Source organism: Brevibacterium yomogidense, from assembly GCF_900163715.1.
In the GTDB taxonomy this organism is placed as follows: Bacteria; Actinomycetota; Actinomycetes; order Actinomycetales; family Brevibacteriaceae; genus Brevibacterium; species Brevibacterium yomogidense_A.
In genome coordinates this window covers 509,553-522,441 of record NZ_FWFF01000017.1, presented here as the reverse complement: position 1 = coordinate 522,441, position 12,889 = coordinate 509,553, and the positions used below count along the sequence as shown (strand labels likewise).

Annotated in this window: 12 protein-coding genes; 2 read left to right on the top strand and 10 right to left on the bottom strand. The window is 69.3% G+C overall.

Annotated features, from left to right (window positions below; genetic code table 11):
* Positions 1-29: 29 nt before the first annotated feature.
* Positions 30-1,460 carry an alpha/beta fold hydrolase gene (locus FM105_RS11300; RefSeq protein ID WP_256970355.1) on the top strand — a complete coding sequence of 477 codons (1,431 nt, stop codon included), beginning with the start codon at positions 30-32 and terminating at the stop codon, positions 1,458-1,460.
* 90 nt (positions 1,461-1,550) lie between these two features.
* Here FM105_RS11300 and FM105_RS11295 read toward each other — a convergent pair whose 3' ends face one another.
* From FM105_RS11295 to rpsB, 8 genes are all read right to left on the bottom strand, one after another.
* Complete coding sequence (locus FM105_RS11295; protein WP_087008200.1) at positions 1,551-2,258, bottom strand: hypothetical protein; 708 nt, start codon at positions 2,256-2,258, stop codon at positions 1,551-1,553.
* Positions 2,259-2,260: 2 nt separating this feature from the next.
* The gene (locus tag FM105_RS11290; RefSeq protein WP_087008198.1) at positions 2,261-2,818 is read right to left on the bottom strand and encodes a DivIVA domain-containing protein; all 558 of its coding nucleotides are present in this window, start codon (positions 2,816-2,818) and stop codon (positions 2,261-2,263) included.
* 17 nt (positions 2,819-2,835) lie between these two features.
* Entirely contained in the window at positions 2,836-4,209 is a 1,374-nt protein-coding gene (gene rlmN / locus FM105_RS11285) for a 23S rRNA (adenine(2503)-C(2))-methyltransferase RlmN (protein ID WP_087008196.1), read from the bottom strand.
* 72 nt (positions 4,210-4,281) lie between these two features.
* Positions 4,282-5,406 (bottom strand): phosphatidate cytidylyltransferase, encoded by a 1,125-nt coding sequence (locus FM105_RS11280; protein ID WP_306298591.1) that lies wholly within the window; start codon positions 5,404-5,406, stop codon positions 4,282-4,284.
* Between the two features lie 6 nt (positions 5,407-5,412).
* Complete coding sequence (gene frr, locus FM105_RS11275) at positions 5,413-5,970, bottom strand: ribosome recycling factor (RefSeq protein ID WP_087008194.1); 558 nt, start codon at positions 5,968-5,970, stop codon at positions 5,413-5,415.
* Positions 5,971-6,086: 116 nt separating this feature from the next.
* The gene (gene pyrH, locus FM105_RS11270; protein WP_087008193.1) at positions 6,087-6,845 is read right to left on the bottom strand and encodes a UMP kinase; all 759 of its coding nucleotides are present in this window, start codon (positions 6,843-6,845) and stop codon (positions 6,087-6,089) included.
* A 287-nt stretch (positions 6,846-7,132) separates the two neighbouring features.
* A complete protein-coding gene (gene tsf, locus FM105_RS11265) occupies positions 7,133-7,960 on the bottom strand; it encodes a translation elongation factor Ts (RefSeq protein ID WP_087008191.1) in 828 nt (275 codons plus the stop codon).
* A gap of 67 nt (positions 7,961-8,027) precedes the next feature.
* Complete coding sequence (gene rpsB, locus FM105_RS11260; RefSeq protein ID WP_087008189.1) at positions 8,028-8,960, bottom strand: 30S ribosomal protein S2; 933 nt, start codon at positions 8,958-8,960, stop codon at positions 8,028-8,030.
* A 482-nt stretch (positions 8,961-9,442) separates the two neighbouring features.
* Here rpsB and FM105_RS11255 point away from each other — a divergent pair, with 482 nt between their 5' ends.
* Complete coding sequence (locus FM105_RS11255; protein ID WP_256970354.1) at positions 9,443-10,525, top strand: D-alanyl-D-alanine carboxypeptidase family protein; 1,083 nt, start codon at positions 9,443-9,445, stop codon at positions 10,523-10,525.
* 4 nt (positions 10,526-10,529) lie between these two features.
* On the opposite strand, the gene FM105_RS11250 is transcribed toward FM105_RS11255, so the two are convergent.
* Together FM105_RS11250 and dprA are read right to left on the bottom strand one after the other, a co-directional pair.
* On the bottom strand, positions 10,530-11,591 hold the full coding sequence (locus FM105_RS11250; protein WP_087008187.1) for a tyrosine recombinase XerC: 1,062 nt from the start codon (positions 11,589-11,591) through the stop codon (positions 10,530-10,532).
* A gap of 18 nt (positions 11,592-11,609) precedes the next feature.
* Positions 11,610-12,887 carry a DNA-processing protein DprA gene (gene dprA, locus FM105_RS11245; protein ID WP_256970353.1) on the bottom strand — a complete coding sequence of 426 codons (1,278 nt, stop codon included), beginning with the start codon at positions 12,885-12,887 and terminating at the stop codon, positions 11,610-11,612.
* Positions 12,888-12,889: the final 2 nt, after the last annotated feature.

The following is a 12,889-nucleotide window of genomic DNA, read 5'->3' as shown; positions in this document are numbered from 1 at the left end:
TCGAACGGCGCCCGAGTAGTGTGAACTCCATGTCGAACGACCTCAGCTTCGCACTCCCCGGGCTCCACGTCCGCGACCTCACGATCGAGGTCCCGCTCGATCGCTCCCGCCCGCAGCGGGGCACGATCGAGGTGTTCGCCCGTGTCGTCACCGGCCATGGCGGCGAGGCTCGCCCATTCGCCGTGTACCTGCAGGGCGGACCCGGGGTCGAGGCGCCCAGGCCCTCGCTGGAGCCGGCGTCGCCGTCGTGGCTGCCGCGCGTACTCGAGGACTACCGTCTCATCCTGCTCGACCAGCGCGGCACCGGGCGATCGACACCGCTGGGCCTCGACACACCGGCCCCGGGGCTGCTGCCCGGGACCCCCGCCGAGGTGCCGGCTGTGCAGCAGCCGACCAGCACCTCGGCGGAGGTATCCGAGACCTCGGCCGGAGTGTTCGAGACCCCGGCCGGAGTGTTCGAGACCCCGGCAGGGGTGTCCGGCACGTCTGCGGATGCAGCCGGCACGACGCTGCGCACGGCGGACCCCGCCTCCGCCGCGGAGTATCTCACCCACTTCCGCGCGGACGCGATCGTCGACGACGCCCTGGACGTGCTGCACCGTCTGGGCGCAGAGACCGTCACGCCCATCGGGCAGTCGTTCGGCGGGTTCACGACCCTGCACTGGATGTCCACGCGCCCGGAGACGCTCGCCGGTGCGATCATGACGGGCGGCCTGCCCGCGGTGGGTCGGACTCCCGACGAGGTCTACTCCGCGACCTGGGAGATCATGCGCAGGAAGTCCCTCGCGTTCTACCGCCGCTTCCCCGATGACCGGGCGCGGATGGAGGAGCTGGCGGGGCTCGCCGCCGCGGGCGCGATCCGACTGCCGAACGGCGATGCGGTCACTCCCGCACGGCTGCGCTCCGTGGGGCACCGCCTGGGCGCGACGGGCGGTGCGGAGCAGCTGCACTGGCTGCTGCACCTCGATCATCGCGGCCCGGCGTTCCAGCACGACCTCGCCGCCGCACTGCCCTACGGGGGCCGCAATCCGCTCTATGCGGTCATCCATGAGTCCTCGATGGCCGACGGTCACGCCACCCGCTGGGCCGCCGAACGGACGATGCCCGACGACGTCCGCTCCGACCCCACGCTACTGGGCGGCGAGCACGTCCACTCCGGGCTCTTCGACGAGGACGCGGAGCTGGCGCCGTGGAAGGACATCGCGCACCGCGTCGCCGATGTCCCGTGGCCGTCGCTGTACGATCCGGACGCCCTCGCCGAGGTCCGGGCCCCGTCCGCTGCGATCGTCTACTTCGACGATGCGTACGTGCCGACCCGGTTCTCGCTGGAGACCGCGGACCTCGTCCCGTCCCTCACGCCGTGGGTGACGAACGAGTGGGAGCACAACGGGATCCGCGCGTCCGGGACCGAGGTCATCGACCGGCTGATCGGCCTGGTCACCGGTCGCAGGCTCCCGTAGACGGAAGCGGTCCGAGATAGCGGACCGGTACAGATATAGGTACAGGAGCAGGTGCAGGCACCCGTCGCAGGCGGTCCGCACCGCCGAGCATCAGTCCGTCTGCAGGAGGCTCAGCAGGTACGACGCGGCGTCTGCGAGGAGCACGTCCTCGCCCGCGACGACCAGCGCGCGACGGGTCCCGTCGCGCAGGCGCGAGGGTGCGGGCTGGATCCGCGAGTCGCGCACCAGACGATCCAGGTCGCGTGCCCGTCCCCCGCCCTCGACGGCCACGCCCTCGAAGTGCGAGCGCACGGTGCGGATGGCGGTCTTGAAGGCGTGGGCGCCCTCCTCCGCTGTGTCCTCGCCGTCGCGATGCGGGCGGATCGTGAGGGTCTCTGCGTCGGCGACCGGCGCCGTGGCGGATGATGCGCCGTCAGCGGCTGCGGAGGGGACCTCGACGAGCAGACCGATGCGGACTCCGGCCAGCACCGCGAACGTGCGGGACGGTTCCGGCACGTCGGAGGCGACGATCAGCTTCGACGCGCCGTCGCCGCCCAGCACCCGGAGCACTCCCCCGAGCTTCGCCACACGGTCGAGCACATCGGCGCGGGTGAACTCCTGCGGGACGGACAGCGCCTCGATCAGCCGCGGGTCCTCGACGGGACGCCCGTCGACCGTCGGGGCGTCCGGCGCAGGAGCGGTGAGGACGATGTCGTCGGCACTCTCCAGCGCCACAGGGCGGTCGAGCAGATCGAAGGTCGGATCGACCTGCACGGGAGGCGTCGTGGCATCCGCGGATGCGTCGTGCACGTCAGTCACGCTCAGTCCACACTCGCCATCACTTCGACGACCCGGTCGATGAACGCATCGACCTGGTCCTCGCTGTACGCACCATCGCCCTTGCGGGTGCGGAACAGCACGCGCCGCACCTCGTCGACGCTCATCGCCTTGCCCTGGGTGAAGTAGCCGTGGATGCGGTCGCACAGATCGTCGACCTCGCCCACGTCGTAGCCGACCTCGCCCTTCTCCGCCCGGTTGAAGCGCTCACCCGTCGAGCGCTCGAGCCGTCCCCTGAGGGAGCCGGCCGCGCGGGTGAGCTCCTTGATCCAGGCGTCATGGCCGGCCTGGGAGACCATGCGGTCGCGGGCCTGCTTCGCGAAGGCGTCCTCGAGCCGATCGAGTGCGGCGTCGACGACACCCACGTGGTAGCCCTTGCGGACCAGGTCGAAGCCGACGGTGCGCACGGCGCGCGCATCCAGGTCGCCCGGCTGCGGGGCCTCCCTGTTGTACGACTCCCGCGCTCGTCGGAAGAAGCTGTCGACCTGGGCCGGATCGTAGCCGGACTTCCAGCCCGTCATCCGGGGAAAGTTTGCGTCCATCCCTCTCCTCAGTCTCCTCAGTCCGCCGTGACAGCGTCGTCGTTCTGCTGCGAGGTGGCGAGCTGGCCGCACGCACCGTCGATGTCCTTGCCGCGGGTGTCGCGGATCGTCGTGGGCACGCCCGCGTCGCGGAGGACGCGGACGAACTCCGCTGCGACGTCCGGTTCGCTCGCGGTCCACACCGACCCCGGGGTCGGGTTGAGCGGAATGGGGTTGACGTGGACCCAGCCGCGCCCGCGCGCGTTGAGCTTCTTCGCGAGCAGTCCCGCACGCCACGCGTGATCGTTCATGTCCTTGATGAGCGCGTACTCGATGCTGACCCGCCGGCCCGACGTCTTGTAGTACGCGTAGGCCGCGTCGATCGCCTCATCCGCGTTCCAGCGAGTGTTCACCGGGATCATCTCGTTCCGCAGCCCGTCGTCCGGAGCGTGCAGCGACAGTGCGAACGTCACCGGGATCTCCTCCATCGCGAGCTTGTTGATGCCGGGCACCAGGCCCACCGTCGAGATCGTGATCCGGCGCGCGGACATGCCCAGTCCGGACGGACCCGGCTCCACGAAGCGGCGCACCGCGTTCATGACCCGCTTGTAGTTGGCCAGCGGCTCGCCCATCCCCATGAAGACGATGTTCGTGACCCGCTCCGCCGCACCGCCGGAGGCGGTCGCATGCGCACCGGCCGAGGTGCCGGTCGGCGCGGTCTCCGAGACGGCCTCGCCGCCGGACTCGTCTCCCACGCCCGCTGCGGCCTCACCGAGCAGATTGCGGTCCTCGTCGGAGGTGTCGGCGAGTTCTCCTGCGGCGATCACCTGGTTCGCGCGGACCACCTGGTCGACGATCTCTGCGGCGGACATGTTGCGGGTGAGGCCCTGCTGCCCGGTCGCGCAGAACGGGCAGTTCATCCCGCATCCGCACTGGGAGGACACGCACAGGGTGATCCGGTTGCGGTACCGCATGAGGACCGATTCGACGAGGGATCCGTCGAACAGCCGCCAGAGGAACTTGATCGTGTCGCCGTTGCCGGTCTTCAGACGATGTACCTCCGTGAGCAGCGTCGGGAAGAACCTCTCCCCCAGCTCTGCACGGCTGTCCTTCGGCAGATCGGTCATCTGGTCCACGTCCGACGAGTGGTGGACGAAGTAGTGGGTGGACAGCTGCTTCGCCCGGAAGGCGGGCAGGCCCATCTCCTTCACTGCGGCGATCCGCTCGTCCATCGACATGTCCGCGAGGTGCTGCGGGGGCTGAGAGACGCGGGGACCGCGGAAGTCGAGGAGGGGTCGTCCACTGCGGGTCGGCGTGCTCGACGTCGTCCCGTCTTCGTGTTCGACGATGGGACGGACCTGCTTCCGCGAGGAGGTCCGCCTGGGCACCGAGGAGGGAGTGGTCTCAGACATATGCGTTGATTATCTCATGCTCATGGGCTTCTGACGGGGAACGTCGCCTGACGCGCGCCTGGGAGGTGTCCGTCAGTCCACGAAGCCGGGCAGGAAGCTGAAGAGGACCAGGACGACCGGAGCGGTCGGCAGGATCGAGTCGAGGCGGTCCATGATCCCGCCGTGCCCGGGCAGGAGCGAGCCCATGTCCTTGAGCTCGAGGTCTCGCTTGATCATGGACTCGGAGAAGTCGCCCAGTGTGGCGAATGCGGGCACCAGCACCCCCAGAGCGATCCCGGTCCACATCGGCGCGTCGAAGGCCCAGATCGCCATCGCGACGCCCACCGCGGTGGACAGGAGCGCCGACCCCGCGTAGCCCTCCCACGACTTCTTGGGCGAGATCGACGGCGCGATGGGGTGCTTGCCGAAGAGGACCCCTGCGATGTACCCGCCGATGTCGCTCGCGACGACGAGTGCGAGGAAGCAGATGACCAGCAGATTCCCGTCCGGCAGCGTGAGCAGGTAGACGATGAGGCTGGCCATGAGGCCCACGTATGTGAGTGCGAAGAGGCTCAGGCAGACGTCCTTGACGGCGTTCCCGGTGCGCCTCTCCAGCAGAGCGAAGAGCAGGACGGCGCCGGCTCCCGCGGTGAAGGCGACCCACAGGGCCTCACGGCCACCAGCGTAGGTCGCGAGGACCATGCAGGCGCTCGCGACGATCACCGGGATGCGCGACACGTGAGCACCGGAGCGGGACAGCGCCTCCGCCAGTTCCCACATGGCGAGGCACACGCCGACCAGCACGATGATGAGGAATGAGGGGGGATAGAAGATGAGCGACGCGAGGACGGAACCGCCCAGCACGACGCCCACGCCGATCGCCGCGGGCAGGTTGCGGCCGGCCTTCCCGTAGTCCCTGGGCGCGACCGGCTCCTCCGCCGGCTGTCCACGGGTCCCGCTCGGTGCGGCCGGGGTCACGAAGCCGTGGCCGATCGGGATCCCCGCGGTCGACGGGTCGGTCGGGATCCCCGCGGTAGACGGGTCGGTCGGGGTTACGCCCTCCGCCGCGTCACGGGACGCGACGGCGCGCCGCAGGAGCTCGTCCTGCGGCAGCGGCCCCTCGCCGCGCGCTTCCGCCTCCTCCGCGATCCGGCGCAGCTCTCGCCGTGATGGGAGCGGGGAGTCAGCGGTGTGCGCGGCGTCCTGAGTCTCTGCCACGTCCGGTCAGACCTCGAGGAGTTCGGCTTCCTTGGCATCGAGCAGGCGGTCGACCTCGTCCGCCTTCGACTTCGTGATCTCGTCGAGCTCCTTGATGCCGCGGTCCGCCTCGTCCTCGCCCACGTCGCCGTCCTTGGACATGCGCTCGAGGGTCTCCTTCGCCTTGCGGCGGATGTTGCGGATGGACACCTTGCCGTCCTCCGCCTTCGTCTTCACGAGCTTGACGTACTCCTTACGGCGCTCCTCGGTGAGCTGCGGCAGCACCACACGGATGACGTTTCCGTCGTTCGCCGGGTTCGCCCCCAGATCGGAGTTGCGCAGGGCGTTCTCGATGTCGCCCATCGCGCTGCGGTCGTACGGGGTGATGAGGACGGTACGGGCCTCCGGCACCTGGAACGATGCGAGCTGCTGCATCGGGGTGGGCGAACCGTAGTACTCGACGGTGAGGTTCGCGAAGAGCGCCGGGTTCGCGCGTCCGGTGCGCACGGCTCCGAACTCCTCCTGCGTCACCTCGACCGCCTTGTCCATCTTCTGACGAGCCTCTGTCAGAGTCTCTTTGATCACGGTGTCCTCGATTCCTCGATCATGCCGGGACCCCGGGTGCGTCTCATGCTGGTCCGGCCGGCAGGGGTGTGGTCAGTGCTGGTGTCGATTCTACGGTCTCAGTGCCGTCCGGGTGGTCAGGCGGTGACGAGTGTGCCGATCGGGTCGCCCGCGATGGCCCGGCCGAGGTTCCCGTCGCCCTCCATGCCGAACACGCGCATCGGCAGCGCATTGTCCATGCAGAGGGAGAACGCCGTCGCGTCGACCACCTTGAGGCCGCGCACCAGCGCATCCTGGTAGGTGAGGGTGTCGAGCTTGACCGCGTCGGGGTTGCTCCGAGGATCGTCGTCGTAGACACCGTCGACACCGTTCTTGGCGATCAGGACCTCGTCCGCGCTGATCTCCAGCGCCCGCTGCGCGGCGACGGTGTCCGTCGAGAAGAACGGCATCCCCGCTCCCGCGCCGAAGATGACGATCCGGTCCTTCTCCATGTGGCGGATCGCCCGGCGCGGAATGTACGTCTCCGCGACCTGCGACATCGGGATCGCGGTCTGCACACGGGTGTCCACGCCCGCCTGCTCGAGGAAGTCCTGCAGGGCGAGGCAGTTCATCACCGTGCCGAGCATCCCCATGTAGTCCGCGCGCGTGCGGTCCATGCCGCGCTGTGACAGTTCGGCGCCCCGGAAGAAGTTGCCGCCGCCCACGACGATGCTCACCTCGACCTCGGGGATGGTCGTCGCGATCTGACGAGCCACCTGCGACACGACGTCCGGGTTCACACCGACGGACCCGCCGCCGAACACCTCACCGGACAGCTTGAGCAGTACGCGCCTCTTGTGCGTCCTCAGCGACGGGGCGTTGTCGCGGGATGAGGTGTGGACCGGCGTGTGGTTCATTGTCGTATCTCCTGCGAGCTCGGGGGCCACCATTCCGCTGGCAGTCCGCTCGAGCGGATCATCGCCCAGCGGACCGCCGCCGATTCTACCGGTCGCCGATCGCGCGCACGCACGCGCCACCGGTGAGCCCGGAGAACGAGCCCGGAATGCCGACAGGGCGGCACCCGTCGGGTGCCGCCCTGTCGTGGCGGAGTGAGTCCGCCGATGCTACCTCAGTGAGGAGATTCCCGTCAGAGACGAGGCTCCCTCAGAGAGGAGGCTCCCTCAGAGAGGGATCGGGTTCCGTATCAGGAGCCCACGCGGAAGCGCACGAAGCCCGTGGCCTTGACGCCGGCCTCCTCCAGGACGGAGGCGACAGACTTCTTCGGCTCCTTGGCGAAGCCCTGATCCAGCAGGACGTTCTCCTTGAAGAAGCCGTTCACGCGACCTTCGATGATCTTCGGCATGGCCTGCTCGGGCTTGCCCTCGTTGCGAGCAGTCTCCTCAGCGATCGCACGCTCCTTCTCGACCAGTTCGGCCGGCACCTCTTCGCGCGAGAAGTAGGTGGGCGTGAGAGCGGCGATGTGGACTGCCACATCATGTGCGGCAGTCGCGTCGTCACCCTCGTACGCGAGGAGCACGCCGACCTGCGGGGGCAGGTCCTTGTTCGTGCGGTGCAGGTACGACTCGACCTTGGCGCCCTCGACGCGGACGACGCGCTTGAGCTCGACCTTCTCGCCCAGCGATGCGCCGCCCTCGGTGATGATCTGCGAGACCGGCTTGCCGTCGATCTCCAGAGCGGAGAAGGACTCCGCGTCCGTTGCGCCGTGCTCGACTGCGAGAGCGAGGATGCTGTCCGCGAGTTCGATGAACTTGTCCGACTTCGCGACGAAGTCCGTCTCGGAGTTGAACTCGATCATCGTGCCGACGCCGCCTTCGACGTGCGTCGCGACGAGTCCGTCCGAGGTCGAGCGGCCCTCACGCTTGGTCGCGCCCTTGAGGCCCTTCACGCGGAGGATCTCGATCGCCTTCGCGTGATCGCCGTCGGACTCGTCGAGAGCCTTCTTGACGTCCATCATGCCCGCGCCGGTCTTCTCGCGGAGCTCCTTGATGTCAGCTGCGGTGTAGTTGGCCATACGCACTCCTTCTTCTGGGAGGTCTGTGCCCGCAGCCGGCCGGTGGGCCGGCTGCGGGCGGGAACGATCAGGCTTCGGTCGACTCGGCGTCAGCCGCAGCGGCTTCGGTGGTCGCCTCAGCAGCGGGGGCCTCGGCGGCCTCGGCGGCGGGGGCTTCAGCTGCGGGTGCCTCTGCAGCAGGTGTCTCAGCAGCAGGTGTTGCTGCCTCAGCGGCCGGTGCCTCGTCGGACGATCCCTCGAGGAGCTCGCGCTCCCACTCCGGCATCGGCTCGACGGCGGAGACGTTCTTCTCGCCGCCCTCGTCGACACCGTGGCGGGTGATGAGGCCCTCCGCGACTGCATCCGCGATGACGCGGGTCAGCAGGCCGACGGAGCGGATCGAGTCGTCGTTGCCGGGAACCGGGTAGTTGACCTGGTCCGGGTCGCAGTTCGTGTCGAGGATCGCGATGATCGGGATGCCGAGCTTGCGCGCCTCATCGACTGCGAGGTGCTCCTTGTTCGTGTCGACGATCCACACGGCGGACGGGGTCCGCTGCATGTCACGGATGCCGCCGAGCGTGCGCTCGAGCTTGTCCTTCTCGCGACGGAGGATGAGGAGTTCCTTCTTCGTGTACATCGACGATGCGACGTCGTCGAAGTCGACCTCCTCGAGCTCCTTCAGACGCGCGAGGCGTCCGGAGATCGTCTGGAAGTTCGTGAGCATACCGCCCAGCCAGCGCTGGTTGACGAAGGGCTGGCCGACGCGCTTCGCCTGCTCGGCGATGGCCTCCTGGCCCTGCTTCTTCGTGCCGACGAAGAGGATCGAACCGCCGTGTGCGACGGTCTCCTTCACGAAGTCGTACGCGGAATCGATGTAGCCCAGCGTCTGCTGGAGGTCCACGATGTAGATGCCGTTGCGCTCGGTGAAGATGAAGCGCTTCATCTTCGGGTTCCAACGGCGGGTCTGGTGTCCGAAGTGGACGCCGCTGTCGAGCAGCTGGCGCATGGTGACGACGGCCATGCCGACGACTCCTTCCACGTGCGCCCCGCTTCCGCGGCTGCGCACGTCTGTCAGGCTGAGTGCACGGACGCCCGCGCGCACACCCGGATGTGGAAGCCATATCTGGGGGTGAGCGGAAGGGTCCGTTTCAGCGTTTCCGGTTTGTGCCTGGCATCCGCGATCCCCACCGGCGAGCAGTTGCTCGCACCGTCGGCCGGGATCGTAGAGATCGGATGCGCGAAGTCAGTCCGTGACCGTGCTTCCGGGAGCCGGCCGCGCGACCGGAGTCGCACGGCGAGAGCCTGAGAGCAGACGGACACAGTACTGCTGTCCGTATCGTACTGCCGTCCGCACGGCGAACCAAACGGCGAGGTCGGGGCGCGCACTGCGGCTGTGGGTCGCACACGTATCCGTGCGCACGCGCGGCTGTGCAGGAGCGGTGATCCGTCCACAGCTGTCGCGGCGCTCTGGTCGCGCCGCGGCGTCAGGGCTTTCCTGTGCACATGGACACGCGTCGGCACCCCGCACCAGGATCACCGCCTCCCGCACTGGGACGGTCATCCCCTCTGGGACGCAGCACCCGACGGCTCGTCGCAGCGGTGTGCTTCGTCCTGACCATGGTGATCGGTCCAGCTGTGGCGGCCGGGCAGGTGCTCGCCGCAGCGCCGCCCGCTCCAGCCGCCGATCAGTCGAGCCTGGATCCGGCAGCGCATCCCACCGACTGGATCGCACCGGTCCCGTCGCCGACCGTCGTGCGCGGATTCGATCCCCCGGACGCCGACTGGCACACGGGCCATCGCGGCGTCGACCTCGCGGCGCTCCCCGGAGAATCGATCCGCGCACCCGCCGCCGGCACGGTCCGCTTCGCGGGCGTGGTGGGCGGGAAGCCGGTCGTGAGCGTGGCAGTGGGTGCATGGGTCCTCAGCGTCGAGAACGTCGATGCCACGGTCAGCACAGGCGATCAGGTGCATCCCGGGCATCCGATAGGCGCCGTGGCCACTCCCGCGCACTGCTCGGACGGGTGTGTGCACGTCGGTGTCTGGCCCCAGGACAGGAAGACCGAGTACGTCGATCCCATGCCGTTCTTCGGCCGGGGCGACATCATCCTGCTCCCGGAGGCGGAGGCGCCGGAAGAGCTCCCCGAGGTCCCTTCCGATTCAGGTCACTCCGGTGCAGGCCCGTGGGGCGGGCATCGCAACGGCCGGATCCCCGCCGTCGCACTCTGCGCGGTGCAGACTGCACCGGGACACCTCCTGCGCTGCGACGCGGCACGTGCCTTCGACGAGATGAGTCACGCGTATGCACAGCGATTCGGCGCGCCGATCTCTGTCACGGACTCGTATCGCGACTACGACACGCAGGTGATCCTGAAGCGGAGGAAGGGACGCATGGCGGCCGCCCCGGGAACGTCGAACCACGGGTGGGGACTGGCCATGGATCTGGGCGGTGGGATCAACCGCTTCGGTGCGGAGACCCACATCTGGATGCAGACGAATGGGCCGCGCTTCGGGTGGATCCACCCGTCATGGGCACGGCAGAACGGATCGCTGCCGGAGGCGTGGCACTGGGAGTTCGCGGGCGGATGACGCGTCAGGCCCGGGGATGCGCTCGGTCGTACACCGCGGCGAGCCGGCCCAGCGACACGTGGGTGTAGATCTGGGTCGAGCTGAGTGCCGCATGCCCCAGATACTCCTGGACCTGACGGATGTCAGCGCCGTTCTCGACCATGTGGGTCGCAGCCGAATGACGCAGGCCGTGGGGAGACAGGTGGGGCGTACCGGGAACCGCATCAGTCGCCGCCTTCACGACGCGACGCACCTGTCGGACATCGAGGCGGGCCCCGCGCACACCGAGGAACAGGGCGGGGCCGGAGTCCTCGTGGGCGAGCGCGGGACGTCCTGCCTCGCGCCACGCGTCGACGGCTCGGGCCGCGGGAGCGCCGAACGGCACTCGTCGCACCTTGCCGCCCTTGCCCAGCACCGTGACGAGGCCCGCCGCCCCATCGACGTCGTCGAGGTCGAGGCCCACGAGCTCCGACACCCGCAGTCCCGTCGCGTACAGCAGCTCGAGCAGCGCCGCATCGCGCAGGCCCACCGCGCTCCTCGTCGGATCAGACGGCTCGGACGCCTTCGTCGCTTCCGGCACCTCCATCGCATCCGAGACGTCGGACAGTACCGCGGACGCAGGCGGCCTGTCTGTCCGCGCGCTGTCCGTCCGTCCATCGGCACCGTCCAGGACGCGCGCCGCGTGCTCCTGCTGGAGCACGGTGGGGAGCCGTGACGGCTTCTTCGGTGTGCGGAGCCGAGTCGAGGGATCCTGCGCGATCCTCCCCGACCGGAGGCACTGGCCGAAGAACCTCCGCACAGAGGCGATCCGCCGGGCGGTGGTCGCCGGTGACGACCCGGTGCGCGACATCGTCAGCACCCACTCCCGCAGATTGCCCGCCTCGATGTCGGTGAGCGGCAGCCCTCTGCCGTCCGGCCCCTCGAACGTCGCGAGCAGCCGACAGACGTCGCCGACGTACGCGCGGCGCGTGTGCTCGGATGCTCCGCGCTCAAGCCTCAGGTGCGCGTCGAAAGCCTCCACCGCGTCGATGTACGCGGGATCGTGCAGTGAACGGCCGATGAGATCGCCCGTGGGGGAAGCAGGCATGCTCCCAGGGTAGCCCCGTCACCCGGGGCACTTCACCCAGCCGTGATCCGTCCGCCGCGCATGGCCGGCGAGCTCCAGCATCCCCAGGGCCGCCATGGCCGCCCCGACGCCGAGCCCCGCACGAGCGGCCAGCGTCGGCACATCCACGCCCCTGCGGACAGGCAGCGCCGAATACAGCTGCAGCTCGTGAGGCTGCATCGCATCGGTGATCCGCAGGGCGGTCTGCACGTCGCCTCCCTCGTCCACCGTCTCCGTGAGCGGCGCGGCGAGCTCGATCACGTCCTGCGCATCCGTCACGAGCACCGCGGAGCCCTCTCGGATGAGCCGGTGGCAGCCGGCGGACTGGTCGCTCATGACCGATCCGGGAACGGCGCCCACGGGACGGAGGAGTTCCGCTGCTCGGTTCGCGGTGTTCAACGCCCCGGACCGGTGACCCGCAGCCGTCACGACGGTCGTGCGCGATGCGGCCGCGATGAGCCGGTTCCTCAGCAGGAAGCGGTGTCGCATCGCCGTCTGACCGGGTGCGGCCTCGGAGACGATCGCGCCTGACCTGAGGACATCGGTGAGCAGCTGGTCGTTGCCGCGGGGGTAGAGCGCGTCGGCACCGCCGGCCATGAATGCCACGGTCGACGCATCCGCGGCGAGCGCCGTGCGGTGGGCGGCGGCATCGACCCCGTAGGCGCCGCCGGAGACGATCGTCCATCCGTCACCCGCGAGGTCCCACGCGAGCATCTTCGTGACCGTCAGCCCGTACGAGTCCGCGGCACGTGCGCCCACGATCGCCACCGATCGCTGGAGCACGGTTCTCAGCCGTGCCGGTCCGCGCACCCACAGCGCGATCGGAGCGTGGGTCCCCAGATCGTCGAGGCCGATCGGCCATTCGTCATCGGTGGGGATCACCAGGCGTCCGTCGAGCCGTGCCATGATCCGCAGATCGCGGGCGCCGTCCAGCTCGTCGACGCGTACGGCCCACCGTGCGAACGCCTCCTCCATCCGCGTTCCGAGGCCGGCGGCATCCGCTCCTCCGCCGCGTCCGCCCAGCTCCTCGACCACCGCCTCCACTGCGCGTCGTCGATCCCCGCCGGCGCCGCTGACTGCCAGACCGCGTGCATCGACTAAGCCGACGGCACGGACGAGTGCGGCCAGCAGCACATCGCCGGGCTCCGCCATCCGCACGAGGTCTGCCGCCGCCGCGCGCTCGCGCTGTGTTCCCCGGTCGCTCTGCAGTTCCTGGGCGTCCGGCGGTTCCTGGGCGTCCATCCCCGTCTGATCCGCATCATCCATGTGTGCGTCCACGT